We start from the raw sequence: 26,198 nt of genomic DNA on the forward strand, positions 1-26,198 counted from the left end.
GCGGGTCTTCACCCGCGCCCAGGTTCGTTTCAGAGGTAGTAGGCCTTCAGCGGCGGGAATCCATTGAATTCCACAGCGCTGTAGCTGGTGGTGTAGGCACCGGTCGACAGCCAGTACATGCGATCACCAATGGCCAGGTTCAGCGGCAGGCCATACTTGTAGTGCTCATACATGATGTCGGCGCTATCGCAGGTCGGGCCGGCGATGACCACTTCTTCCATCTCGCCCTTCTTCTCGGTCCAGATCGGGAACTTGATCGACTCGTCCATGGTTTCGATCAGGCCTGAGAATTTGCCCACATCGGTGTATACCCAGCGCTCGACGGCGGTGCGCGATTTACGCGCGACCAGCACCACTTCGCTGACCAGGATGCCGGCGTTGGCGATCAGCGAACGGCCCGGCTCGAGGATGATTTCCGGCAGGTCGTCACCGAAGTCTTCCTTGAGGAAGCGGATAATCTCTTCGGCGTAGGTTTCCAGGCTGTTGGTACGGGTGATGTAGTTGGCCGGGAAGCCGCCACCCATGTTGATCAGCTTGAGGACGATGCCGTCTTCTTCCTTCAAGCGCTCGAAGATCACTTTGACCTTGGCGATGGCGGCGTCCCACACGCTGATGTCGCGCTGCTGGGAGCCGACGTGGAAGGAGATGCCGTATGGCACCAGGCCCAGGTCGCGGGCGAGGATCAGCAGGTCCATGGCCATGTCGGTCTGGCAGCCGAATTTGCGCGACAGCGGCCAGTCGGCAGTGGTCGAACCCTCGGTGAGGATACGCACGTAAACCTTCGAACCCGGGGCGGCCTTGGCGATGTTGCGCAGGTCGGCTTCGGAATCGGTGGCGAACAGGCGCACGCCCTTCTCGAAGAAATAGCGGATGTCCTTGGATTTCTTGATGGTGTTGCCGTAGCTGATGCGATCGGCGCTGACACCCTGGCCCATGACCTTGTCCAGCTCGTAGATCGAGGCGATGTCGAAGTTCGAGCCCTTGTCTTTGAGCAGGTCGATGATCTCCACGGCTGGGTTGGCCTTGACCGCGTAGTAGACCTTGGCGAACTCGAAACCGGCGCGCAGGTCGTCATAGGCCTGGCTGATCATCTGGGTGTCGATGAGTACGAACGGGGTTTCTTGCTTGTCGGCGAACGCCTTCATTTTCTGGAAGGTGTCGCGTGCGAAATAGTCTTCGACCTGGATCGACATGCTCAGGGACTCCATGGGCAAACTGAAAAAGAAAGTGGCTGCAAACTGAACGCCCTCCGTATCCCCACTTTGGTTCGCCTACTTCCCAAGGCATGTCGCCGAAAGCAAAAAGGTCAACCGTGCCCAGGTAGGGAGCTGCGGATGACCTTGCTGTCTCGTCGTCAGTACTTGAGCCGGATGGATCGTTTCCAGCATGGACGTTCGGCGCGCACTTTAGGGCGTGAACCCGGCAAGATCAACAGGCAATCCCGACGTGTTCGTCGTGGATCGACGAGCAGTCACTTGAATAACCGACTCGTATGACCGGCAGATGTTCCCTGAGGGCTTTGCAGCGTTAAATATTGTGGAATAGCGCGTTGGCTTGTTCGCAGGCGAGCCCGCTCCCATCGGGCTCGCGGCGATCTGCCAATGTGCCCATGGCAGGGGAATGGAAGAGTGGGCTTAGCCACGAAAAGATCCAGCCGGTCTCTCGGCGATCTCCGCTTGATCAGGTGTAGGCAAGGGCCAAGTGTTCATATTTATGGCCACATAAAGCGCGCGGCTTTAGCGATGAAATTCCCCATAAATTTTTTGTTACCGAGGCCTCGGGTAGACGCTTGGTCGGCCTGGCTAAACGTCGATTGCCGGCTTTGATGAGAAACATTACTATTCGCGACCTCATCTTGCCTCCCTGACGACCTAGATCGTGTCTGGACATAAAGGCTTTCTCGACCATTACCATGAGCTGATCGGCACCTGGACGCGCAAGCTGCGCAATCGCCAGCAGGCCGAAGATCTCACCCATGACGCCTTTGTGCGGGTTCTTGAAAACCCGCGCGAGCAGGTCGAGCAGCCGCGCGCCTATTTGCACCAGACCGCGCGCAACATTGCCGTGGACGGCTTTCGCCGCGAGGATCGACGCCAGGCCATGGCGCATGAAGTGTTCGACGACGGCGTCGCTGCCAGCGGCGACCCCGAGGCCTACGTGCATGCCTTGGAGCTGGCCGCCAGCGTCGAGCGTGCGTTGGCTGAACTGCCGCTCAATTGCCGGCAAGTATTCATCTGGCAGAAAATCGAGGGGCTGAGCCAGGCGGAGATTGCCGAGCGCATGGGGTTGACCAAGAACATGGTCGAAAAGTATATGATCCGCACGCTCCGACATCTGCGTGAGCACCTGGATGTGTCGACCAGATGAGTCAAGAGGCCCTTTCGATGAAACAGCACGGCGCTGATCCCGTAGCCGAGCAGGCGGCGCAATGGTTCGCCCGCGTGCAGGATGCGCAGCACGATGCTGGCCTGCAGGCGCAACTGCGCCAGTGGCTCGAGGCTGACCCGCGTCACCGTGCCGAGTACCAGTTGCTTGGTCAGTTGTGGCTGGCCGCTGACCTGATTCCCGGTCAACGCTTGGAGGCCCTGTGCCAGCCCGACCCGGTTCGCCAGCTGCCGCGGCGGCGCTTGGTGCGCCAGGCGTTGGCTGCCAGCGTGGCGGTGGTGGCGCTGGGACTGGGCTGGAGCGGCTGGCACTACCAACGGCTCAATACCCACGAGCATTACCAGACCGCATTGGGTGAGCGGCGCCAGCTCGAGCTGCCGGATGGTTCGCGCGTGGAGCTCAATGGCGGCACGCACTTGAAGGTCGAGTTCAGCCCAGCTGAGCGCCACGTGGTACTGGACGCTGGTGAGGCCATGTTCACCGTAGCTCATGACACTGCCCGACCGTTCGTGGTGCAGACCAGCCAAGGCCGCGTCACCGTCACCGGCACCCGCTTCGACGTACGCCTGGATCCACAGCGCACAAGGGTCGCGGTGGAGCAGGGCTCGGTACGCGTGCAGGGTACAGGCCAGTCAATGGCCCAGCTGACGGCCGGCCAAGGTTCGCACATCGATGCCCAGGGTTCGGTCGCCGCGCCTTATGCGATCGATGCTGGCGCACTGACCGCCTGGCGCCAAGGCAAGCTGGTGTTCGACAACGCTACCTTGGCGCAAGTGGTTAGCGAGGTGTCCCGATATCGCGCCCAGCCGCTGCGGGTAACCCCTGGCAAAGTGGCCAATCTGCGTCTTTCCAGTACCTTCAGCATTGATGATCCAGACGCCCTGCTGCGCGCCTTGCCGAGTATATTGCCGGTGGCCATCAAGACCCATGACGATGGCTCCAGTGAAATAATCGCGAAATAGATTCAGGTTTTTTTTCGCTCGTTCGTCTTCCCCGCCAGCTGCAACTGCCAAGCATTTACATTTGCGTGCAGTTGGCGTTTGTCCCGACATTCAGGATCATTCGACGACGTGAAAAACAATAAGCCCAAGCTTCGCTCTCTGGCCTTGGCCCTGGCGGTCAGTGCCGCCTCTGCCCACACCAATGCCGAACAGGCGCCTGCTGCCATCCAGATCCAAGCCCAGCCGCTGTCTTCGGCCCTGGCCCAGCTGGGCCAGCAGACCAACCTGCAGTTATTCTTCAGCCCGGAGCTGGTAGCTGGCAAGCAGGCACCCGCCGTGTCCGGCAGCCTGGCGCCCGAGCAGGCGTTGCAACAATTGCTGCAGGGCAGTGGCCTGACCTACGAGATTTCCCAGGACACCGTGGTGGTCAAACCGGCGCAGAGCGCCGGCACCCTGACCACCGGCAGCCTGGAGCTGGCGCCTACTGATGTGAAGGTGGTCGGCGACTGGCTGGGCGATGCGCAGCAAAGCGTTGTGCAGAACCACCCCGGCGCGCGCACCGTGGTACGCCGTGAAGCGATGGTCGAAGAGGGCGCGATGAACGTGCGCGATGTACTGCGCGGCATCCCCGGGGTGCAGGTGCAGGATTCCAACGGCACGGGCGGCAGCGACCTGTCGCTGAACGTCGGCGTGCGCGGCCTGACCTCGCGCCTGTCGCCGCGCTCGACCGTGTTGATCGACGGCATCCCCGCAGCCTTCGCCCCCTATGGTCAGCCGCAGCTGTCGATGGCGCCGATTTCCTCGGGCAACCTCGACAGCATTGACGTGGTGCGCGGTGCAGGCTCGGTGCGCTACGGGCCGCAGAACGTCGGCGGGGTGATCAACTTCGTTACCCGGGCAATCCCCCAGAAGGCCAGTGCCGAGTTGTCCACCACCCTGGAAACCTCCCGCCATGGCGGCTGGAAACACACCGAATCGGCGTTCGCCGGGGGCACCGCCGACAACGGCATGGGGGTGGCCTTGTTGTACACCGGGGTCAACGGCAATGGCTATCGCAGCAGCAACAACGGCAACGATATCGACGACGTCATCCTCAAGACCCATTGGGCGCCGACCGACAGCGACGAGTTCTGGCTCAACTTTCACTACTACGACGGCCGCGCCGATATGCCCGGTGGTTTGACCCAGGCGCAGTTCGACAGTGACCCGTACCAGTCGGTGCGGGACTACGACTATTTTGCAGGTCGGCGCAAAGATGTCTCCTTCAAATGGCAGCGGCAGATCGATGACGCCACCCAGTTCGAAGTGCTGACCTACTACACCGACAGCTTCCGCGGCAGCGCCATCGCTTCGCGTGACCAGAAAACCTTGTCGTCGTATCCGCGCAACTACCACACCTTCGCGATCGAGCCGCGTGTGTCGCGGATCTTCTTCGCCGGCCCCACTACCCAGGAAGTCAGCGTCGGTTATCGCTACCTGAAAGAAGCCATGCGTGAGCAGTCGACCCGTCTGGAACTGATCGACAATGTGCCGACCCCAACGCCTACCTCCGATGGCCATGTATTCCAGGACCGTAGCGGTGGCACCGAGGCCAGCGCCTACTACATCGACGACAAGATCGATGTGGGCAACTGGACCATCACCCCTGGCATCCGCTTCGAGCACATCAACACCGACTGGCGTGATCGCCCGGTGCTCGGCGCCAACGGCAAACCGGTGCCAGAGAAGAATCGCAGTATTACCAGTAACGAGCCGCTGCCGGCATTGAGCGTGATGTACCACCTCTCCGATGCGTGGAAAGTGTTCGCCAACTACGAGACCTCGTTCGGCAGCCTGCAGTACTTCCAGCTCGGCCAGGGTGGCACTGGTAACAGCACCGCCAATGGACTGGAACCCGAGAAGGCCAAGACCTACGAAATCGGTACGCGCTATGACAACGGCAACTTTGCCGGTGAGCTGACCGCGTTCTACATCGACTTCGACGATGAGCTGCAGTACATCAGCAATGACGTGGGTTGGACCAACCTCGGCGCGACCAAGCACCAGGGTATCGAGGCCTCGCTGCGCTATGATCTGGCCGGGCTTGATCCACGCCTGGAAGGCCTGTCGGCCAATGCTGGCTTCACCTATACCCGCGCCACGTATGAAGGCGAGATTCCCGGATTCAAGGGGCGCGACTTGCCGTTCTACTCGCGCCAGGTGGCTACTGCCGGACTGCGTTACCAGGTCAATCGCTGGACCTGGAATCTGGACGCTTTCGCCCAATCCAAGCAGCGTGCGCCGGGCACCGGCATCAACAACGACGGTAGCTTCAATGGCGACTACATCACCGAGCCGAGTGCCGATGGACAGTATGGTGACATTCCTGGCTACGTAACCTGGCATGCCCGCGGTGGTTATGACTTTGGGCCGCAGATGTCCAATTTGAAGTTGGCAGCCGGGGTCAAGAACCTGTTCGACAAGCAGTACTACACCCGCTCCAGCGACAACAACTCGGGGTTGTACCTGGGCGAGCCGCGCACATTCTATGTGCAGGCTAGCGTCGGGTTCTGACCTAGGCGGCGCTCTTTTCGCGGGCAAGTCGCAGCGGCGCACCGCTGCGACTTGCCCGCGAAAAGGCCGCTCAGCAGGGCGCCTCTCTACTGATTATCGCGGCCTTGGTTGCCCATCAAAGCTGCGTTTTTGCGGAGCCTGCTGGTCAGTAATGCCAAGCAGACACTGATTGCGATCATGGGCATTGCCCAGAGACTGGCAATCGGATGCAACGGCCCCGCTTTTCAGACACAGACTTTGCTCCATGCCCTTCAGTTTCCGGCAGTCCTGCGCCTGCCACTGCAGGCTTGAGGCCTGCTCGGATTGCACGTTGAATTCCGCTTCGACTGTCATGCAGGCGAAGATGCAACAAGCAGTGATCGACTTTCTCATGGCGCGGTCCGGGTAACATCGGTGATCGCCAATGATGCCCGGACGTAGGGCCTATATAAGTCAGCCTGCTCCTAGGTTATTGCGCGAACGGTCTTAAGAAACCACCGCTTCTGCGGGTGAAACAATGCTGGTCTTGGCCCCGCGCGAGCGTCCCGAGCTCAAGTAGGCAGCAATCGACTCCTGGGTGACCTCGCCGAGGAATACCTGCTCGGCATCCAGCACCGGCAGCCAGGCCCGGTTGAATTCGTACATCCGCGACAACAGGATGCGCAGGTGCTCATCATGCGAGGCGGTAGCATTGAACTGGCGCAGGAAGTCGCCACAGGTGCCTTGCTGGCGATGCATGTCACGCCGGCGCACATAGCCCAGCGCTTTGTTACCCCCATCGGTGACCACCACATAGCGCCGGTCATGCTCGTCCAACAGCTCCAGCGCATCGCTGACCGGCGTCTCGGGGCTGACCGAGGGCGCGTTGTCCGCCGCGTCTTCTGCCCGCACCAGCAGCAGGCGCTTGAGCGTGCTGTCCTGGCCTACGAAGTTGCTGACGAAATCATCCACCGGATGGGCCAGCAGGGTGTCTGGATGATCCAGCTGCAGCAGCTTGCCGGCGCGGAAGATGGCGATCTTGTCGCCCAGCTTGATGGCCTCGTCGATGTCGTGGCTGACCATGATCACGGTCTTGTTCAGCGCGCGCTGCATCTCGAAGAATTCGTTCTGGATCATCTCCCGGTTGATCGGGTCGACCGCGCCGAACGGTTCGTCCATCAGCAGCACTGGCGCTTCGGCAGCCAGTGCGCGAATCACACCAATACGCTGCTGCTGGCCGCCGGACAGTTCCCGCGGATAGCGCTGCAGGTACTGCTTGGGCTCGAGCTTGATCATGCTCATCAGCTCGCGGGCGCGCTCGTGACATCTTTGCTTGTCCCAGCCGAGCAAGCGCGGCACCACGGTGATGTTCTCCTCGATGGTCATGTTGGGAAACAGACCGATCTGCTGGATTACGTAGCCGATGTGCCGGCGCAAGGTCACTTCGTCCAGGCCAGTGGTGTCTTCGCCATTGATGAACACCTGGCCGGAGGTCGGCGTGATCAAGCGGTTGATCATCTTCAGGGTGGTGCTCTTGCCGCAGCCCGAGGGGCCGAGGAATACGCAGATTTCGCCTTCGTTGACGGTCAGGCTTACCGAGTCGACGGCTTTGACGTCCTTGCCGTTGACGTTGAAGGTCTTGCTGAGGTTCTTGAGTTCGATCATGAGCGCAGTCCTTCTGGAGTCAGGGCACGTTGCAGGGTTTGCAGGAGCAGGTCGGCGATGATCGCCAGCAGGCTGACCAGCACGGCGCCGACCAGCAGCATCGACATGTCGCTGCGACTGATGGAAGTGAGGATGAGTACGCCCAGGCCGCCAGCGCCGATGGTTGCGGCGATGGTCATGACGCCGATGTTCATCACCACGGCGGTCCGCACGCCAGCGAGGATCACCGGCACCGCGATGGGCAGCTCGACCATGCGCAGGCGTTGGCCGAAGGTCATGCCGATGCCGCGTGCGGCTTCACGGATGCCCGGCTCGACGTTGGTCAGCGCCAGGTAGGTGTTGCGCAGGATCGGCAGCAGTGAATAAAGGAACACCGCGGTGATCGCTGGCAGCGGGCCGAGTCCCTGGCCGAACTTGGAGTAGAACGGCAGCAGCAGGCCGAACAGGGCGATCGAGGGGATGGTCAGCAGCACAGTGGCGCTGGCTTGCAGCGGGCCGGCAACGACCGGGAAGCGGGTCATCAGGATGCCCAGCGGCACGCCGACGAGAATGGCCAGGCTGACCGCGATGCCGACCAGCATGATGTGCTGCCAGGTCAGCTGCAGCACCTGGGCCCAGTCGAGGTGGGCGAACGTGTCGAGCAAGCTCATGGCTGGACCTCCTTGAGGGGGTGCTCACGCAGAAAGGCGGCGGCGACGGCGGTGGGGTTCTGGTGGTCGACGTCGACCTTGGCGTTGAGCTGGCGCATGGTCTCGTCGTCGAGCTGTTCGGCCAGCGGCTTGAGCAGGGCGACCAGTTGCGGGTTGGCGTCGAGCACTGCCTTGCGCACCACCGGTGCTGCGGTGTAGTCGGGGAAGTAGTGCTTGTCGTCTTCGAGCAGCTTGAGGTTGAACGCGCTCAGGCGCCCGTCGGTGGTGTAGACGAGGCCGGCGAACACCTGGTTGTTGTGCATAGCGGTGTAGACCAGGCCGGCGTCCATCTGGCGGATGTTGGCGCGGCCAACTTGCAGGTCGTACATCTCTTTGAGGCCGACCAGGCCGTCTGGGCGGTTGGCGAACTCGGTGTCCAGGGCCACAAGGTGATTACGCTGCTGTTCGTCACGCAGCACCTGGTTGAGGTCGCTGATCGAGTTGATCTGCGGGTAGGCCTCGGCGACCTGCTTGGGCAAGCCCAGGGCATAGGTGTTGCTGAATTTCGACGGGGTCAGCCAGATCAGGTCTTTCTTTGCGTCCAGCTCCTTGACCTTGGCATAGGTGGCCTCGGCGCTGGGCATGCGCTCGTCGATGTGGTTGTAGGACACCAGCGACACCCCGGTGTATTCCCACATCAGGTCGAGCTGGCCAGTTTCCTGCGCCTGGCGGGCGATGCTGCTGCCAAGGCCAGTGGTCACGCGCACATCGAAGCCGTTGGCGCGCAGGTATTGGGCGGTGATTTCAGCGAGCACGGTCTGTTCGGTGAACACCCGCGCGCCGATGCGTACCAGCGGTTTGTCCGCCGCCTGGGCAAATCCTGCGAACAGCAGGGCCGCGCCCAGCAGCAAGGCGATTGTCTTGTTCATACGTTCCCTCTTGTTATTGGGCCAGGCCACGTTCCAGCCAGCGCTTGCTGGAGAAACTCACCGCGGCATCCAGCACCAGTGCCAGCAACGCGGTACAGGCAGCGCCGAGCAACAGTTGTGGCTGGTTGTTCAGGGCGATGCCGGGGAAGATCAGGCTGCCCAGGCTGTTGGCGCCGATCAGGAAGGCCAGGGGGGCGGTGCCGACGTTCAGCGCCAGGGCCACGCGCACACCGCCGACGATGATCGGCACGGCATTGGGCAATTCGACCTGCCAGAGTTGCTGGCGCGGGGTCATGCCGATGCCGGTGGCGGCTTCCTTGAGCGAGGCGGGGACGTTTTTCAGACCCTCGTAGGTGTTGCGCACGATAGGCAGGAGGGAGGCGAGGAACAGCGCGAAGATCGCAGGACCTGCGCCGATGCCCAGGATACTCAGGGCAATGGCCAGAACGGCCAGGGGGGGAATGGTGTTGCCAACGTTGAAGAACTGCATGAAGCGCTCGGCTTTGTCGACCCGGTGCGGTCGACTCAACGCAATGCCAGCGGGGATGCCCACGGCCAACGCCGCCGCCATCGAAGCCAGCACCAGCACCAGGTGCGCTTGCAGGTAAAACCACAGATCGTCGCGATAGCGCGCGATCGTATCGAGGCCGATCCAGTGGATCAGCAGGGCCAGGATGACGAGCACAGTGGCGCATCCCAACAGCCCTTTTCCGTAGCGTGTAGCCACAGGCGGACTCCTTGTGTTGTCGGCGAGCACACTCTTTTTTTGGCCGACCATACCTGGCAGCGAGTGGTGTGTTCGCGAGTAGCAGCGTGAAGCAACCGAAGGCTGCGATCAGGCCATGAGCCGGACCCCGTCGGGCCCGAAAATGCTGATGAAACCAGTCCCCAACCAGCGGCGGTTACAGGGGAGTGGACGTCTCCGTAGCCGTAAAGGTTCCCATCTACAGCGGCATTTGGCCAGCGTTAATCACTGGGTAGCGTGCTTATTAGCAGGATAAAGCAGCGACTTTGTGCGTTACAGGCGTTGAAATAACTGCGCTGCAGCCATTTGTCATGAAAAGCCTGGGCAGTTAAATTATTTTGTGTCGCAGACATTGGGGTTCTGCCTGTTGCGGCCTCTTCGCGGGCAAGCCCGCTCCCACAGGTTTGGTGGTAATCCCGGTAAGAGCAGGATGACTCGCGCAGAGGCTGGAGTAGACCACCCATCATTTTTGCCGGAACGCCCGACACCCCGGCTTTGGTCCTTGGCCGACTTCAGGTATGATATCGCCCCTTTTTTCAATCCCCAGTCAGGCGATTTCCCATGACCAACCAGGCCGCCGAAGTCGCGAAGCGCCGCACTTTCGCAATCATTTCCCACCCCGACGCCGGTAAGACCACCATCACCGAGAAGCTCCTGCTGATGGGCAAGGCCATTGCCGTCGCCGGTACCGTGAAGTCGCGTAAGTCCGACCGCCACGCCACCTCCGACTGGATGGAAATGGAGAAGCAACGCGGCATCTCCATCACCACCTCGGTGATGCAGTTCCCCTACCGCGAGCACATGATCAACCTGCTCGACACCCCCGGCCACGAAGACTTCTCCGAAGACACCTACCGCACCCTGACCGCGGTCGACTCGGCGCTGATGGTGCTCGATGGTGGTAAAGGTGTAGAGCCGCGGACCATCGCCCTGATGGACGTCTGCCGTCTGCGGGATACTCCGATCGTCAGCTTCATCAACAAACTCGACCGCGATATTCGCGACCCGATCGAGCTGCTCGACGAGATCGAAGCGGTACTCAAGATCAAGGCCGCGCCGATCACCTGGCCGATTGGTTGCTACCGCGACTTCAAGGGTGTCTATCACCTGGCAGGCGACTACATCATCGTCTACACCCCAGGCCATGGCCACGAGCGTACAGAGGTCAAGATCATCCAGAAGCTCGACTCCGACGAAGCCCGCGCGCATCTGGGCGATGAGTACGAGCGCTTCCTCGAACAACTGGAGCTGGTGCAGGGCGCCTGCCATGAGTTCGACCAGGACGAGTTCATCAACGGTCAGCTGACGCCGGTGTTCTTCGGTACCGCCTTGGGCAACTTCGGCGTCGACCATGTGCTCGACGCCGTGGTCGATTGGGCGCCGCGTCCGCTGGCCCGTGTCGCTCATGAGCGGACCGTTGAGCCCGTGGAAGAGAAGTTCAGCGGTTTCGTGTTCAAGATCCAGGCGAACATGGACCCGAAACACCGCGACCGCATCGCCTTCATGCGGATCTGCTCTGGTAAGTACGAGAAGGGCATGAAGATGCGCCATGTGCGCACCGGCAAGGACGTGCGCATCGGCGACGCCCTGACCTTCTTCTCCTCCGAGCGTGAGCAGCTGGAAGAAGCCTATGCCGGTGACATCATCGGCCTGCACAACCACGGCACGATCCAGATCGGCGATACCTTCAGCGAAGGCGAGAACCTGGGCTTCACCGGTATTCCGCACTTCGCCCCAGAGCTGTTCCGCCGGGTACGCCTGAAGGATCCGCTCAAGTCCAAGCAGCTGCGTCAGGGTCTGCAACAGTTGGCCGAAGAGGGCGCCACCCAGGTGTTCTTCCCGCTGCGCAGCAACGACATCATCCTCGGCGCGGTTGGTGTGCTGCAGTTCGATGTGGTCGCCAGCCGTTTGAAGGAAGAGTACAAGGTCGAATGCGCCTATGAGCCGATCACGGTTTGGTCGGCGCGTTGGATCAGCTGCGATGACAAGAAGAAATTCGAGGAGTTCGAGAACAAGGCGGTGGAAAACCTTGCAGTGGATGGCGGTGGTCACCTGACCTACCTGGCGCCGACGCGGGTCAACCTGGCGCTGATGGAAGAGCGCTGGCCGGATGTGAAATTCCGCGCGACTCGCGAACACCACTGATCCGCGTATTTGGGCTGCTGCGCAGCCCTTCGCGGGCAAGCCCGCTCCCACAGGGACTGTGTTGAGCCAAAAAACAGCGCGGTCCCTGTGAGTTAGCACAGGTGCAGCGCTGAAATTGAGGGCAGCGCTGTACCTGTGGGAGCGGGCTTGCCCGCGAAGGGCCGCGCAGCGGCCCCAATCCTCAATTGCCAGCTTTGATGCTTGTCCAGACTCTGGTGCGAATCCGGTCGATCTTCGCCGGCATCGCCTCAAGCGCATACAGCTTGCCCATCACATCCTCACTCGGATAAATCATCGTGTTGCCCTTCATCGCCGGGTCAACCAGCGCATCCGCCTTGAGGTTGCCGTTGGCGTACTGCACATGGTTACTGATGTTGGCCATCACATCCGGCTGCAGCAAGTAATTCATGTAGGCGTAGCCGGCCTTCTCGTTGGGCGCATCGGCGGGCATGGCGACCATGTCGAACCACATCGGCGCGCCTTCCTTGGGAATCGAATAGCCCACTTTCACGCCATTGTTGGCCTCCTCGGCGCGGTTCTTCGCCTGCAGCACATCCCCCGAAAAACCGACCACCACGCAGACATCGCCGTTGGCCAGATCGCCGGTGTACTTGGACGAGTGGAAGTAGCTGATGTACGGGCGCACCTTCATCAACAGCGCTTTGGCCTTGTCGTAGTCCTTCGGATCCTGGCTGTGGTGCGGCAAGCCCAGGTAGTGCAGGGCGATTGGCAGCAGCTCCGGACCATTGTCGAGCACCGCCACCCCGCAGCTCTTGAGCTTGGCCATGTACTCGGGTTTGAAGATCAAGTCCCAGGAGTCGACCGGGGCATTATCGCCAAGCACCGCCTTGACCTTGTCGATGTTGTAGCCGATGCCGGTACTGCCCCACAGGTAGGGGAAACCGTACTGGTTGCCCGGGTCATTGACCTCCAGCGCCTTGAGCAGCACTGGGTTGAGGTTGTGCCAGTTGGGCAGCTGGCTCTTGTCCAGCTTCTTCAAGGCCTTGCCTTGAATTTGCCGGGCCATGAAATGGTTGGAAGGGAATACCACGTCGTAGCCGGAGTTACCGGTCATCAGTTTGCCGTCGAGCGTCTCGTTGCTGTCGAACACGTCGTAGGTCGGCACGATGCCGCTGGCCTGCTGGAAGTTCTTCAGGGTGTCGGGGGCGATGTAGCTGGACCAGTTGTAGATCTTCACCGAGTCGGCGGCATTGGCCACGCAGGCGGCCAGCATCAGTGGGGCGATAAGAAGCGTGCGCATGTCCGGTATACCTTGCTTGGTCTGTTGTTATCGAAGGGGTATCGAAAGGCGGCAGAGGCGATCAGCGGATCAGAAAATCAGAACGTAAGTCTTGCGCACGGTCTCCTGGATATCCCAGGTGCCGGTGCTGTTGGCCGGTAGCATCAGTGCGTCTCCGGCTTCTATGAGCAGGGGCTCGCCACCGTCGGGGGTGAACGTGCAGCGGCCCTTGATGAAGTGGCAGAACTCCTGTTGCACGATCTGCCGCCGCCAGCGTCCTGGGCTGCACTCCCAAATGCCGGTTTCGACGCCGTCGCTGCGCTCGACGCTGGTGACCGACGTCACCGCGACGGGCTCGCCAAGGGGGACGGCGACCGGGTTGGCGTGCTCGAGGATGGCGCTGTCGGTGTGCTTGAACTGGGTAATGCTCATGACCGGTGGATCCTGTGTGGTGATAAAGGCAAGTCAGTGCATGAAGCCTTCCATGAAGTCCGCCAGGCCACTGGCCAGGCGCCGCCTCCACGGCGCGCTGGCAGGGTTGGCGAGGGTCCTGTCCTCGTGGACGAAACTCTTGATGATCGCGTTGTAGCCCAGCCAGCGGCACGGTTCGGGCGGCCAGCTGGCCAGGCTCGACACTGGGCGGTTGTCGTGCACCCAGGGCTGGGCGGTGAGTGCGTTGTGTTGGCCGAGAATCAACGCCGCCAGGGTGCGCCCGCCGAGGTTGGTAGCGCCGACGCCTTCACCGCCATAGCCGCCGGCCAGGGCAATGCCGCGCTGACGGTCGCAAAGCATGTGCGGGCGGAACCGCCGTGCCATGCCGAGATTGCCGCCCCAGGAGTGGGTGATGCGCACGTGCTTGAGTTGCGGGAACAGTTCGCCGAACAGATAACGGCGCAGCTCGACCTCGTTGTCTTCAAGGTTGAAGTTCTCGCGCAGGCGACCGCCGAAGCGATAACCGCCGCGTGCGCCGAACACCAGGCGGTTATCGGCGGTGCGCTGGCCGTAGGTGACCTGGCGGCTGCTCTCGCTGAAGGCTTGCCCTTGAGCCAGGCCGATCTGTTCCCAAGTCGATTCAGGCAGCGGCTCGGTGGCCACCAGCAGGCTCTGCACCGGCAATTGATGCTTACCCAGCGGCGGTAGGCTGGCGGCGTAGCCTTCCACAGCCGGCACCACCCAGTGGGCGCGCACCTTGGCCAGCGGCGTGCGCACTTCGCCGGGCTGAAAGTCATTGGCGGGGGTGTTCTCGTAGATTGTCACACCCATGCTCTCGACTACCCGGGCCAGGCCGCGCACCAGCTTGGCTGGCTGAATGGTGGCGGTATGCGGGCTGAAGATCGCGCCGTAGGCGTTGCTCACGCGCAGCTGCCCATCCAGCTGCTCGGGGCGCAGCCAGCGGTAGTCATCTTCGGTCATGCCTTGGCGATAGAGGTCGTCGAGGTAGGCGCGCAGGCTGCGCTCCTGCTCGGGGTAGCGCGCGGCGCAATACAGCACGCCGCCTTTGCGATAGTCGCAGTCGATGCCTTCGCGCTGGAGCACGCTGTCGACTTCATCGGGAATGCCATGCAGCAAGTCGATGCTGGCGCGCCGTTGTTGCGGCGAAAGGGTGGCCAGCAGGCGATCTTCCCCCAGCAGGTTGCCCATCAGCCAGCCGCCGTTGCGCCCGGAGGCGCCGAAGCCGGCGATATTGGCTTCGACGATGGCGGTCTTCAGTTGCGGTGCCTGGCGCTTGAGGTAATAGGCGGTCCACAGCCCGGTGTAGCCAGCACCGATGATGCACACGTCGAGGTCGAGGTCTTCGCGCAGGGCGGGGCGTGCGCTGAGGGGCTCGTCGAGCTGGTCCATCCAAAGGCTGATCGTGCGCCAGGGTTGCATCAGGTGCGGCTCCACATCGGTAAGGTCTGTGACCGATCCTAGGGGCCTGTGGCGGTGGCTGTCTTACGTGCGTGCACGCAGGGAAACTTGCTTCACATAGGCCTTGGGCGAAAGACCGGTGTGTTCGCGAAAGGCTTTGTAGAAGGCCGACAGCGAGTTGAAACCGGCGCTGAAGGCCAGCTCGTCCATGGTCGAGGCGACGCTGTCATCGTCCAGCCCGGCCAGCAGGTGTTGCAGGCGGGCTTGGTTGACGTAGCGATAGAAGCTCTGGCCGAGTACTTGGTTGAGCAGGTAGGAGATCTGGTTGCGGCTGTAGCCGCTCTCTTTGGCAACTCGCTGCAAGTCCAGTTCGGGGTCCAGATAGGGGCGCTGGCGCTGGAAATAGTGCTCAAGGTCCTGAGCCATGGTGCTCAGTTGCCTGGGCGACAAGCCCAGGCGGCTGGTAGCCGGCCGCGAGCTGGCGCCGCTGAGCCCCTGCGTGCTCTGGCGCACCAGGGTAGCGTACTCGTTGACCCGCCAGATCAAGCCGTCCTTGACCGTGATCGCTTCGCTGGACTGGAACGCGGCCGGGCCATCGCCGCCTTGCACGGTGACCTGGTACTGGATGAACGCGGTACAGCCATCGACGCGGATGCGATCGCTATGGACGATGTCCTCGCCGGCTTCGTGGGGCAGGCACACGCGCACGTAGTCGCGTAGCGCCTGGTAGTTGAGCACGCGATTCTGGAAAAAGTCATGGTACTCGACGTCTGGGTGGTACAGCGCCATCACCCCATCGAGATCGCGGTGCTTCCAGCAGAGGTGGTAGCGCAGGACCGTTGCGGCGGTGATCGGCGTTTGCTCAGGGCCGTCGGGGATTGGGCTCGGGATCATGCAAGTGATGGTGCCGGTGGGATCATCGCGGGGCAAGCCCGCTCCCGCACATTTTGTCACTGTATCAGGGGCCTGGTGGGAGCGGGCTTGCCCCGCGATGCGTGCGCTGGACCTTGCATAAAACCCTGAGCTCAAAGCGCCAATCCGGGTGTTTTGCACGATCCTGACCAGCCCGATCCGGCTAACCCATTGATTTGTTGGAGTGTAATTTTTTGACACAGTTGGCACAGCGCCTGCACCGCCCTAAGTGCAAAGCACATGGAATCGTTGCTCACCACAAAAGGCGCTGAATCATGATTACCACTGCCGATCTGCCAACCACCGTCGCCGAGGGCCCGAACCGCTCGGGTGTGTCCTGGGCGGCGATCTTCGCGGGTGCCGCTGCGGCGGCTGCCTTGTCATTGATCCTGATGATCCTCGGCGCAGGCCTGGGGTTCGCTGCGTCTTCCCCCTGGGCCCATGAGGGTGCCAGTGCCAAGGCGCTGGGTATTTCCACCATCGTCTGGCTGCTGGTCACACAGATTATCGCCTCGGGTGCCGGTGGCTACATCGCTGGGCGGCTGCGGGTGAGGTGGGCGAACTTGCACGGTGACGAGGTGTATTTCCGCGATACCGCCCATGGGCTGTTGGCCTGGGCGGTCGCTACCTTAGTCGCTGCCACGTTGATCGTGGCCACCGCTGGCAATGTTGCCAGTGCCGGTGCCCAGGCGGGTGCCGCTGCGGTGGGTGGAGTGGCTGGCGCGTCGACTGCGGCGGTTGCCAAGGATGCCGACGGGCCGGATGTCGATCCGATGGGTTACTACGTCGATGGCCTGTTCCGCAGCGAGGGCCCTGCGGCCGTCAGCGAAGATGCGGCCAATGCGGTGGCAGGGCGAATTGTCACCCGCGCCCTGAGCAATGGCGGGGCGATGGATCCGGCTGACCGGACCTATCTGGCGCAGTTGGTGGCGCAGCGTACCCGCTTGACCCAGGCCGAGGCCGAGGCACGGGTCGATCAGGTCTATGCCCAGGTTCAGGAGGATGCACAAAAAGCCAAGGTTGCCGCTCAGCAAGCGGCTGACACGGCGGCCAAGGTGGCGGCGTGGACGGCCCTGTGGACCTTCATTGCGCTGCTGTGCGGTGCGTTTTTCGCAAGCTTCGCTGCACTGTTCGGTGGTCGTCAGCGCGATCAAGCGCGCTGGATCGACGAGGATGGGCTGGGGTATGGCGAACGACGTGCGGTTACTGCTGGGACTGCGCCGATTCGCTAAGGGTTAACGTTCGAGGAGAAACATCATGCGCTCTATATTGCTGTGGATGCTTGGGGTACCGATTCCGGTGATCATTCTGATCGCGATCTTTATGCATTGAAGATTTTGGGGCCGCCTTGCGGCCCCAAACAGCATCACGCCAATCTAAAGAAACTGCTCTGCATAATGACACGCCACCTGCCGCGTCCCTACCTGGCGAAACGCCGGCACTTCCTTGCCACAGCGCTCCGTGGCATACGGGCAACGCTTGTGAAACGCACAGCCATCCGGCGGATTGAGCGGGTTAGGCAGCTCCCCGGTGATGCGAATCTTCGGCTTCAACGGATCGGGATGAATCGCCGGCGTCGCCGACAGCAAGGCCTGGGTATACGGATGCAGCGGTTTCTCATAGATATCTTCCTTCGGCCCCATCTCCGCTGGCCTTCCTAAGTACATCACCAACACCTGATCGGCCACATGCCGCACCACCGCCAAGTTGTGCGAGATGAACACGTAGGCGGTGTTGAACTGTTTTTGCAGGTCCATGAACAGGTTTAGCACTTGCGCCTGGATCGACACATCCAGCGCCGAGGTCGGCTCATCGGCCACCAGCACCTTGGGCTGCAACATCATCGCCCGCGCCAGGGCGATCCGCTGGCGCTGGCCACCGGAGAACATATGCGGATAACGCTGGTAATGCTCAGGACGCAGACCCACCTGCTGCATCATCGCCTGCACCCGTTCACGGCGCTCGGCCTTGCTCAGCGACGTGTTGATCAGCAGCGGCTCGGCCAACTGGTCGCCGATCTTCTGCCGCGGGTTGAGCGAGGCGTATGGGCTCTGGAAGACCATCTGCACGTCGCGGCGCAGTTGCTTGCGCTCGGCCTTGCTGGCGCCGTTGACTTCGGTGCCGGCGATCTGCAGCGAACCTGCGGTGGGCTCTTCGATCAAGGTCAGTGCGCGGGCCAAGGTCGACTTGCCACAACCGGACTCGCCCACTACGGCGAGGGTCTTGCCAGCCTCCAGCTCGAACGACACGCCATTGAGCGCGCGTACCAGGGCGTGGCCTTTGAACAGGCCGCGGGACACTTCGTAATGGCGGGTCAGGTCACGGGCGGTAAGCACGGCGGTCATCACGCCACCTCCTGGTTCAGCGGATAGAAGCAACGCGCCAGGCTATGCGCTTGCGGGGCAAGGGGCGGGCGTTGGCGTCGGCAGTTGTCCTGCACATAAGGGCAGCGCGGCGACAGCAGGCAACCTTGCGGGCGGTCATAACGGCCGGGGACGATACCGGGCAAGGTGGCCAGACGCTCGGCGCCGATACTGTGCTCGGGAATGGCCGCCAGCAACGCCTCGCTGTAGGGGTGGGCAGGGATGTCGAACAGCTCCGGTACCTGACCGACCTCTACCGCTTGGCCGGCGTACATCACGCACACGCGCCTGGCCGTTTCGGCGACCACGGCGAGGTCGTGGGTGATCAGGATCAGGGCCATGTTGCGTTCTTTCTGCAGGTTGACCAGCAGCTCCATGATCTGCGCCTGGATGGTCACATCCAGCGCGGTGGTCGGTTCGTCGGCGATCAGCAGCTTAGGCTCGCCAGCGATGGCCATGGCGATTGCCACGCGCTGGCTCATGCCGCCGGAGAGCTGATGCGGATAGGCGTCCAGGCGGCTTTCGGCGGCAGGGATCTCGACTTTCTTGAGCAATTCGAGAGCCCGTTGGCGCGCCGCCTTGCCCTTCAGGCCCAGGTGTTGGCGCAGCACTTCTTCGATCTGGAAGCCTACGGTGTAGCTAGGGTTGAGCGCGGTCATCGGGTCTTGGAAAACCATGGCGATGTCCTTGCCGACCACTTTGCGCCGCTGACGGCCGCTGAGCTTGAGCATGTCGATGCCAGCGAAGGTCATGGCATCGGCGGTGATCCGCCCCGGGGCGTCGATCAGGCCCATTAGGGCCATCATGGTCACCGATTTGCCTGAGCCGGATTCGCCGACGATGGCGACGATCTCGCCAGCGTCCACCGCCAGGTCCAGGCCGTCCACGACCGGTACGGCATCGGCGTCGCCGAAGCGCACATTGAGATTGTTGATCTGCAACAGTGACATGGCGTTCTCCTCAGGCGGCGTTCTTGAGTTTCGGGTCCAGCGCATCGCGCAGCCCGTCGCCCATCAGGTTGATTGCCAGCACACTGAGCAAAATGGTCAGGCCTGGCAGGCTCACCACCCACCAGGCGCGTTCGATGTAGTCGCGGGCCGAGGCCAGCATGGTGCCCCACTCAGGGGTAGGCGGTTGCACGCCAAGGCCAAGGAAGCCCAGCGCGGCGGCGTCGAGAATCGCCGAGGAGAAGCTCAAGGTCGCCTGTACGATCAGCGGCGCCATGCAGTTGGGCAGCACGGTGATGAACATCAGGCGCGGCAAGCTGGCGCCGGCCAGGCGGGCGGCGGTGACATAGTCGCGGTTGAGCTCACCCATCACCGCGGCGCGGGTCAGGCGCACGTAGGACGGCAGCGAGACGATGGCGATGGCGATCACCGTGTTGATCAGCCCAGGGCCGAGGATGGCGACGATCGCCACTGCCAGCAGCAGCGACGGCAGCGCCAGCATGACGTCCATCAGGCGCATGATCGACGGGCCGAGGATACGCGGGAAGAACCCGCCAAGCAGGCCGAGGAAGATCCCCGGAATCAACGACATCACCACCGACGACAGGCCGATCAGCAGCGACAGCCGTGCGCCCTGGATCAACCGTGAAAGCAGGTCGCGGCCCAGCTCGTCGGTGCCGAGGATAAATTGCCAGGTGCCGCCTTCGAGCCATACCGGCGGGGTCAGCAAGAAGTCGCGGTACTGCTCGCTGGGATTGTGCGGAGCCACCCATGGCGCAAACAGTGCGCAGAACACCACCAGGCACATGAACGCCAGGCCCGCCACCGCGCCTTTGTTGCGCGAGAACGCCTGCCAGAATTCTTTGTACGGCGAGGGGTAGAGCAGGCTCTGGTCGACCGGGCTGGGCGGGGTCACGGAGTTTGGAATCGGGCTAGTCATGACGAGGCCTCAGCGCTGATGACGGATGCGTGGGTTGGCCAGGCCGTAGAGGATATCCACGACGAAGTTGACCAGGATTACCAGGCAGGCGATCAACAGGATGCCGTTCTGGACCACGGGGTAGTCACGGGCGCCGATGGCTTCGATCAGCCATTTACCGATGCCCGGCCAGGAGAAGATGGTTTCGGTGAGTACCGCGCCGGCCAGCAAGGTGCCGACTTGCAGGCCGAATACGGTGAGTACCGGGATCAATGCGTTGCGCAGGCCATGCACGAACACCACGCGGGCTGGCGACAGGCCTTTGGCGCGCGCGGTGCGGATGTAATCCTCGCGCAGCACTTCGAGCATCGACGAGCGGGTCATGCGGGCGATCACCGCCAGCGGAATGGTGCCGAGCACGATGGCCGGCAGGATCAGGTGCATCACCGCGTCCTTGAACGCGCCTTGCTCATCGCTGAGCAGGGTGTCGATGAGCATGAAGCCGGTCTTCGGCTCGATGTCGTAGAGCAGGTCGATCCGCCCCGACACGGGCGTCCAGCCCAGGCTCACGGAGAAGAACATGATCAGGATCAGGCCCCACCAGAAGATCGGCATCGAGTAGCCGGCCAGCGAAATGCCCATCACCCCATGGTCGAACAGCGAGCCGCGCTTGAGCGCGGCGATCACCCCGGCCAGCAGGCCGACGATGCCGGCGAACAGCAGGGCGGCGAAAGCCAGTTCGAGGGTGGCGGGGAACAGCGTGGTGAACTCGTTCCACACGCTTTCACGGGTGCGCAGCGACTCGCCCAGGTCGCCCTGGGCCAGCTTGCCGACGTAGTCCAGGTACTGGGCTGGCAGCGGCTTGTTCAGGCCCAGGCGCTCCATGGCCTGGGCATGCATCTCGGGGTCGACCCTGCGCTCGCCCATCATCACTTCCACCGGGTCGCCGGGGATCAGGCGTATGAGCGCAAAGGTCAGCAAGGTGATGCCGAAAAACGTCGGAATCAGCAGGCCTAGGCGCCGGGCAATAAAACTCAACATTGTCTGGGTTACCTCATCAGACTGGGATTGCCAGCCGGTTAGAGCATGCCGCCGGTGCCCGTGTGGGTTGCCGGCGGTCGTTATTGTTCTACTTCACCCGGGTAGTGGCGAAGTTGTTATTGGTCAGAGGGTTGATGTGATAACCCTCCACGTTCTCACGCATGGCGGTGAACATCTTCGGATGAGCCATGCTGATCCAAGGCTGGTCCTCATCGTACACCGCCAAGGCCTTGAAATAGAGGCTTGCGCGCTCATCGTTGTCGATCACTTCACGGGCGCGGGTAATCAGCTGTTGAAACTTAGGGTTGCACCAGCGCGCATAGTTCTCGCCGCTTTTGGCCGCATCGCAGCTGAGCAGGGGGCTGAGGAAGTTGTCCGGGTCGCCGTTGTCGCCGGCCCAACCGGTGGAAACCATGTCCGCCTCGCCATTCTTGGCCCGGCGCAGCATCTCGGCCCACTCCATCACGCGGATGTCGAGCTTGATACCGATCTTGGCCAGGTCGGCCTGGAGCATCTCGGCCGACAGCCGTGGGTTGGGGTTGGTCGGGCCGCCGCCATTGCGGGTGAACAGGGTCAGCACCGTGCCTTCTGGAACGCCAGCCTCCTTGAGCAGGGCGCGGGCTTTATCCAGGTCGCGGGGTGGATTCTTGTTGTCGCTATTGAAGCCGATCATGGTCGGTGGGTAGGGATTGACCCCGACCAGCGCATTGCCTTTGCCAAACAACTGATCGACATGGGTCTGGCGGTCGAAGGCCATGTCGATGGCCTTGCGCACGCGCACATCGCGCAGGTACTTGTGCTCGGTATTGAGGGCGATGTAGCCGGTCACCAGGGCTTCCATTTCGGCGACCTTGAGTTTCGGGTCGGTCTTGATCGAAGGCACATCGTCAGGCTTGGGATAGAGCGCCACCTGGCATTCGTTGGCGCGCAGCTTTTGCAGGCGCACGTTGCTGTCAGTGGCGATGGCGAAGATCAGTGCATCGGCCGGGGGCTTGCCGCGAAAGTACTCAGGGTTGGGCTTGAAGCGTACCTGGGCGTCCTTGTTGTAGCGTTGGAAGATGAACGGGCCGGTACCGATCGGCTTGCTGTTGAGCTCGCCGGTTCTGTCGGCCTTGAGCAACTGGTCGCCATATTCGGCGGAGTAGATCGAGGTGAAGGCCATGGCCATGTCGCGCAGGAACGGCGCCTCGGGGCGGTTAAGGGTGAACACCACGGTGTGCGCGTCGGTCTTTTCCACCGACTTGAGCAGGTCCTTGAAGGCCATGCTTTCAAAATACGGGTAGCCGACGCTGGTCTTGTCGTGCCACGGATGGTTTGGATCGAGCTGGCGGCGAATGCTCCACAGCACGTCGTCGGCATTGAAGTCGCGAGTTGGCTTGAAGTAGTCGGTGGTGTGGAATTTCACCCCTTGGCGCAGGTGGAAGGTATAGGTCAGGCCGTCGTCGCTGACCTCCCAGCGTTCGGCCAGGGCCGGCTGGATATCGGTAGTGCCCGGCTTGAAATCGACCAGACGGTTGAACACGGTCTCGGCCGAGGCATCGGCGGTGACCGCGGTGGTGTACTGGACGATGTCAAAGCCTTCCGGGCTGGCCTCGGTGCACACCACCAGTGGCTTGGCGGCCAGGTTACTGGCGGCGCCGAGAATGACCGCTGCCAGGGCAGCGCGTAGCGGTAGAGATCTCATGGAACCTCCCTGCAGTGATGATTCCAGCGTAGCCGCCACGGCCCGCCTGTTGCGAGCCATGGCGTCAACGGTCAGAGGATGTTGAACGGAATGGTGGTGACGATACGCAGCTCGTCCAGGCTACCGTCGGCCTGGGCCTTGCTCGCCCGGTGCGCGGTGTAGGTGGCGCGGATGCTGGTGTCTTTCAGCGGCCCACTCTGCACCGCGTAGCTGGTGCCGATGCCCCACTCATAGTGGGTCTCGCCGTCCATGCCGCGCACATTGTAGGCATTGCCGCGGTAGTGAGTGCCGTCGATGCCCCAGCCACGAGCGTTGTACAGGTTGAACTTGAGCCCTGGCACGCCGTAAGGCGCCATGTTCAGCACGTAGGAGAGCTGCAGCGATTTCTCGTTGGGGCCGTTGAAGTCCGACAGCAGCGAGTTGGCCAGGTAGATGCCGTTGGTCTCGTGCAGGTAATCGAAATACTCGTTGCCGTTCACTTGCTGCCAGGAGGCGGTGAGGGTGTGCGCCTGGTGGGTCAGACCGAACGACAGACTGTAGGTGTCGTTGTCGATTTCGCCCATCTTCTTGCTGCCTTCATCCACGGTCTTGTAGTAGTTAAGACCCGTGGTCAGGCTCAGTACCGCGCTGTCGCCAAGCACGTGGTTGGCGCCGAAGTAGTACTGGTTCCAGAAGTCGTCGACCTTGGTGGCATACAGGCTGGTGGTCAGGCTCTTGAACGGTTGGTAGTTGACCCCGGCCGTGCTGGCGCGGTCGGTCTCTACCCCGGCGGCGCCGTACTCGGTGCGGAATTTGCTCAGGCTCTGCTCGGTGCGCGGCGAGACCCGGTCGAAGCTGCCCAGGTCGAACGACAGGTTGTCGAATTCGGCACTGTGCAGGCTCACACCTTGGAAGCTCGAGGGCAGGGCGCGGTTGCCGATGTAGGCGATCATCGGCGTGTCGAGCGACTGGCGGCCGACGGTCAGGGTGGTATTGGAAATGCGTGCCTTGATATTGGCCAGGCCCGCCTTGCTCCATTGGCCCACCGGGTCGCCGTCGCTGTGGGTCAGGGTACGGTTGTTGGGCCCGGCGATGGCGGCGCGGCCGCGTTCCAGGGCGATGGCGTTGTAGGCCGCGACTTCAGTGGCGAAGCCCACGGTGCCTTGGGTGAAGCCCGAGCTGTAGTTGAGGATGGTGCCCTGCACCCAGTTGTCGCGGCTGTGGGTGTCGTGGCGGCTGCCGTCGCTCTTGCTGTACTGCCACAGCGGTGCGCGGGTGGCGCGTTCGCGGGCGTACCAGTTGCGGGTGCTGCCGGTCAGGCTCTGGCCCTCGAAGAAGCCGCTTGCCTCGGCTTGTTCGCTGGACGCTTTGAGGCTCAGCGGGAAGAACGCCTGGCTGGCCGGTTCGGCCTGGGTGAGGGCGCTGAAGGCGCTGACCGCCAGGGCTAGTGCGGTGGGGATAATGGGTCTCAAGGTGAAAGCTCCCTTTCATTTTTTTAGTTATCGACCTGCCTTGTGAGCAGGCGCTGTTGCGGTGGTGCAGGGGTTGCCGCGGGGTGGCCGGGCAAGTTCGGGGGGCAAGGATTCGGTGCCGGCCTCATCGCGGGGCAAGCCCGCTCCCACGCAGCACGCGAGGTGCGTGGGAGCGGGCTTGCCCCGCGATGAGGCCGGCACCGACTGCCAAATCAGTCGACGCTCACACCGGAAAACGCATTGCGTCCAAACGGGCTGACCTTGAAGTCGTGCACCTTGGCGCTGATCGGCTGGTTGACCGTGGAATGCGCCACCGGGGTAATCGGTACCTGTTGCTTGAGCCGCTGCTGGGCCTGCTGGTAAAGCGCGCTGCGCTGTTCGCGGTCGGTGACCTGCTTGGCCTGCTGGACCAACTGGTCGTACTGCTGATCGCACCACAGCGAGTAGTTGTTGCTGCCAATCGCGCCGCAGCTATAGAGGGTGCCCAGCCAGTTGTCCGGGTCGCCGTTGTCACCGGTCCAGCCGATCAGGGCGATGTCGTGCTCGCCACTTTTCATGCGCTTGAGGTACTCGCCCCACTCGTAGCTGACGATGCGCACCTTGAAGCCGAGCTTGCTCCAGTCGGCCTGGAGCATCTCGGCCATCAGCTTGGCGTTGGGGTTGTAGGGGCGTTGTACCGGCATCGCCCAGAGGGTGATCTCGGTGCCTTCCTTGACCCCAGCCTGTTTGAGCAGCGCCTTGGCTTTCTCGGGGTCGTAGGGTTGGTCCCTGAGGGTGTCGTCATAGGACCACTGGGTCGGCGGCATGGCATTGACCGCCAGTTGCCCGGCGTCCTGGTACACCGCCTGGATGATCGCTGGCTTGTTCACTGCCATGTCCATCGCCTGGCGCACCTGCAGCTGGTCGAACGGCGCATGGCGGGTGTTGTAGGCGATGTAGCCGAGGTTGAAGCCTGGCTTGCTCAGCACCTGCAGTTGCTTGTCTGTCTTGAGCTTGGGCAGATCAGCGGGGCGCGGGTGCAGGGTCACCTGGCATTCATTGCGCCGCAGCTTCTGGATGCGCACCGATGGGTCGATGTTGATCGAGAAGATCAGGTTGTCGATCTTTACGTCCTCGGGCTTCCAGTAGTCCTGGTTGCCCTTGTAGCGGATCTGCGAGTCCTTCTGGTAACGCTGGAATACGAAGGGGCCGGTGCCAATCGGTTTTTGATTGATGTCGCTGGGTTTGCCCGCCGCCAGCAGATGGTCGGCGTACTCGGCGGAGAGAATCGCGGCGAAGCTCATTGCCAGGTTCTGGATGAACGCGGCGTCGACGTTGTTGAGGGTGAATACCACGGTCATTGGATCGGTTTTTTCGACCTTGGCGATGGTCTTGTCCAGCCCCATGCTGACGAAGTACGGAAACTCGGTGGGGTAGGCTTTGCGCAAGGGTTGCTGCTTGTCGAGCATGCGCTGGAAGGTGAATAGCACGTCGTCGGCATTGAAGTCGCGCGTCGGCGTGAATGTCTGGTTGCTGTGGAATTTCACCCCAGGGCGCAGGTGGAAGGTGTATTGCAGGCCGTCAGCCGAGACCTGCCATTTCTCGGCAAGGGCTGGCTGCACCGCAGTGGCGCCGCGCTCGAATTCGACCAGGCGGTTATAGATCGGCTCGGCGGCATCGTTGTCGGTGGCGCTGGTGTATTGGGCGGTGTCGAAACCGGCCGGGCTACCTTCGGAGCAGAACACCAGGTTGTTGGCCTGGCTGATTGGGGCCTGGGTCAGTAAGCCCAGGCCAAGCACAACGGAACACAGCAGAATCTGGCGCATGGCAAGTCCTTTTCCTGATCGATGTCAGCTGCAGC

At 62.2% G+C, this 26,198-nt stretch carries 22 protein-coding genes; 5 read left to right on the top strand and 17 right to left on the bottom strand.

The features are described from left to right. Nucleotides 1–29: 29 nt before the first annotated feature. The gene (locus OIU19_RS09710; protein WP_186554069.1) at nucleotides 30–1,193 is read right to left on the bottom strand and encodes a type III PLP-dependent enzyme; all 1,164 of its coding nucleotides are present in this window, start codon (nucleotides 1,191–1,193) and stop codon (nucleotides 30–32) included. 685 nt (nucleotides 1,194–1,878) lie between these two features. Here OIU19_RS09710 and OIU19_RS09715 point away from each other — a divergent pair. From OIU19_RS09715 to OIU19_RS09725, 3 genes are all read left to right on the top strand, one after another. Further along, nucleotides 1,879–2,367: a sigma-70 family RNA polymerase sigma factor gene (locus OIU19_RS09715; RefSeq protein WP_264234827.1), complete on the top strand. Its 489-nt coding sequence runs from the start codon at nucleotides 1,879–1,881 to the stop codon at nucleotides 2,365–2,367. Between the two features lie 17 nt (nucleotides 2,368–2,384). Continuing rightward, nucleotides 2,385–3,347, top strand: a complete 963-nt coding sequence (locus tag OIU19_RS09720; RefSeq protein ID WP_264234828.1) for a FecR family protein — start codon at nucleotides 2,385–2,387, stop codon at nucleotides 3,345–3,347. Between the two features lie 108 nt (nucleotides 3,348–3,455). Further along, entirely contained in the window at nucleotides 3,456–5,879 is a 2,424-nt protein-coding gene (locus tag OIU19_RS09725; RefSeq protein WP_264234829.1) for a TonB-dependent receptor, read from the top strand. A 93-nt stretch (nucleotides 5,880–5,972) separates the two neighbouring features. On the opposite strand, the gene OIU19_RS09730 is transcribed toward OIU19_RS09725, so the two are convergent. From OIU19_RS09730 to OIU19_RS09750, 5 genes are all read right to left on the bottom strand, one after another. After that, nucleotides 5,973–6,251, bottom strand: coding sequence for a hypothetical protein (locus OIU19_RS09730; RefSeq protein ID WP_264234830.1), 279 nt, complete (start codon nucleotides 6,249–6,251; stop codon nucleotides 5,973–5,975). Nucleotides 6,252–6,344: 93 nt separating this feature from the next. After that, a complete protein-coding gene (locus tag OIU19_RS09735; protein ID WP_264234831.1) occupies nucleotides 6,345–7,502 on the bottom strand; it encodes a betaine/proline/choline family ABC transporter ATP-binding protein in 1,158 nt (385 codons plus the stop codon). Beyond that, a complete protein-coding gene (locus tag OIU19_RS09740) occupies nucleotides 7,499–8,152 on the bottom strand; it encodes an ABC transporter permease (RefSeq protein ID WP_186554063.1) in 654 nt (217 codons plus the stop codon). Before OIU19_RS09740 ends, OIU19_RS09735 begins: the two co-directional genes overlap by 4 nt. Beyond that, complete coding sequence (locus tag OIU19_RS09745; protein ID WP_264234832.1) at nucleotides 8,149–9,060, bottom strand: glycine betaine ABC transporter substrate-binding protein; 912 nt, start codon at nucleotides 9,058–9,060, stop codon at nucleotides 8,149–8,151. Before OIU19_RS09745 ends, OIU19_RS09740 begins: the two co-directional genes overlap by 4 nt. Nucleotides 9,061–9,073: 13 nt before the next feature. Continuing rightward, nucleotides 9,074–9,787, bottom strand: a complete 714-nt coding sequence (locus OIU19_RS09750) for an ABC transporter permease (protein ID WP_186554061.1) — start codon at nucleotides 9,785–9,787, stop codon at nucleotides 9,074–9,076. 579 nt (nucleotides 9,788–10,366) lie between these two features. Between OIU19_RS09750 and OIU19_RS09755 the strand changes: the two genes are divergently transcribed. Beyond that, nucleotides 10,367–11,950 (top strand): peptide chain release factor 3, encoded by a 1,584-nt coding sequence (locus OIU19_RS09755; RefSeq protein WP_264234833.1) that lies wholly within the window; start codon nucleotides 10,367–10,369, stop codon nucleotides 11,948–11,950. A 181-nt stretch (nucleotides 11,951–12,131) separates the two neighbouring features. On the opposite strand, the gene OIU19_RS09760 is transcribed toward OIU19_RS09755, so the two are convergent. The 4 genes from OIU19_RS09760 to OIU19_RS09775 form a co-directional block, all read right to left on the bottom strand. Next, a complete protein-coding gene (locus OIU19_RS09760; RefSeq protein WP_264234834.1) occupies nucleotides 12,132–13,211 on the bottom strand; it encodes a polyamine ABC transporter substrate-binding protein in 1,080 nt (359 codons plus the stop codon). A gap of 69 nt (nucleotides 13,212–13,280) precedes the next feature. Continuing rightward, complete coding sequence (locus OIU19_RS09765) at nucleotides 13,281–13,622, bottom strand: cupin domain-containing protein (protein WP_186554058.1); 342 nt, start codon at nucleotides 13,620–13,622, stop codon at nucleotides 13,281–13,283. 33 nt (nucleotides 13,623–13,655) lie between these two features. Then, a complete protein-coding gene (locus OIU19_RS09770) occupies nucleotides 13,656–15,062 on the bottom strand; it encodes an FAD-binding oxidoreductase (protein WP_264234835.1) in 1,407 nt (468 codons plus the stop codon). 63 nt (nucleotides 15,063–15,125) lie between these two features. Then, on the bottom strand, nucleotides 15,126–15,935 hold the full coding sequence (locus tag OIU19_RS09775) for a nuclear transport factor 2 family protein (RefSeq protein ID WP_264234898.1): 810 nt from the start codon (nucleotides 15,933–15,935) through the stop codon (nucleotides 15,126–15,128). A 293-nt stretch (nucleotides 15,936–16,228) separates the two neighbouring features. Here OIU19_RS09775 and OIU19_RS09780 point away from each other — a divergent pair, with 293 nt between their 5' ends. After that, complete coding sequence (locus OIU19_RS09780; protein ID WP_264234836.1) at nucleotides 16,229–17,185, top strand: hypothetical protein; 957 nt, start codon at nucleotides 16,229–16,231, stop codon at nucleotides 17,183–17,185. Between the two features lie 144 nt (nucleotides 17,186–17,329). Here the strand turns inward: OIU19_RS09780 and OIU19_RS09785 are convergent, their stop codons facing one another. The 7 genes from OIU19_RS09785 to OIU19_RS09815 form a co-directional block, all read right to left on the bottom strand. Continuing rightward, complete coding sequence (locus OIU19_RS09785) at nucleotides 17,330–18,298, bottom strand: peptide ABC transporter ATP-binding protein (RefSeq protein WP_186554055.1); 969 nt, start codon at nucleotides 18,296–18,298, stop codon at nucleotides 17,330–17,332. Then, the gene (locus tag OIU19_RS09790) at nucleotides 18,298–19,266 is read right to left on the bottom strand and encodes an ABC transporter ATP-binding protein (RefSeq protein ID WP_264234837.1); all 969 of its coding nucleotides are present in this window, start codon (nucleotides 19,264–19,266) and stop codon (nucleotides 18,298–18,300) included. Before OIU19_RS09790 ends, OIU19_RS09785 begins: the two co-directional genes overlap by 1 nt. Before the next feature lie 10 nt (nucleotides 19,267–19,276). Then, complete coding sequence (locus OIU19_RS09795) at nucleotides 19,277–20,203, bottom strand: ABC transporter permease subunit (RefSeq protein WP_186554053.1); 927 nt, start codon at nucleotides 20,201–20,203, stop codon at nucleotides 19,277–19,279. Between the two features lie 9 nt (nucleotides 20,204–20,212). Beyond that, nucleotides 20,213–21,223 carry an ABC transporter permease subunit gene (locus tag OIU19_RS09800; protein ID WP_186554052.1) on the bottom strand — a complete coding sequence of 337 codons (1,011 nt, stop codon included), beginning with the start codon at nucleotides 21,221–21,223 and terminating at the stop codon, nucleotides 20,213–20,215. Between the two features lie 88 nt (nucleotides 21,224–21,311). Next, nucleotides 21,312–22,907: an ABC transporter substrate-binding protein gene (locus tag OIU19_RS09805; protein ID WP_264234838.1), complete on the bottom strand. Its 1,596-nt coding sequence runs from the start codon at nucleotides 22,905–22,907 to the stop codon at nucleotides 21,312–21,314. A 71-nt stretch (nucleotides 22,908–22,978) separates the two neighbouring features. Next, nucleotides 22,979–24,358, bottom strand: coding sequence for an OprD family porin (locus OIU19_RS09810; RefSeq protein WP_264234839.1), 1,380 nt, complete (start codon nucleotides 24,356–24,358; stop codon nucleotides 22,979–22,981). A 212-nt stretch (nucleotides 24,359–24,570) separates the two neighbouring features. After that, nucleotides 24,571–26,163: an ABC transporter substrate-binding protein gene (locus tag OIU19_RS09815; protein ID WP_264234840.1), complete on the bottom strand. Its 1,593-nt coding sequence runs from the start codon at nucleotides 26,161–26,163 to the stop codon at nucleotides 24,571–24,573. Between the last annotated feature and the right edge of the window lie 35 nt (nucleotides 26,164–26,198).

It is taken from the genome of Pseudomonas sp. BT-42-2 (genome assembly GCF_025847435.2).
GTDB classification, from domain to species: Bacteria; Pseudomonadota; Gammaproteobacteria; order Pseudomonadales; family Pseudomonadaceae; genus Aquipseudomonas; species Aquipseudomonas urmiensis.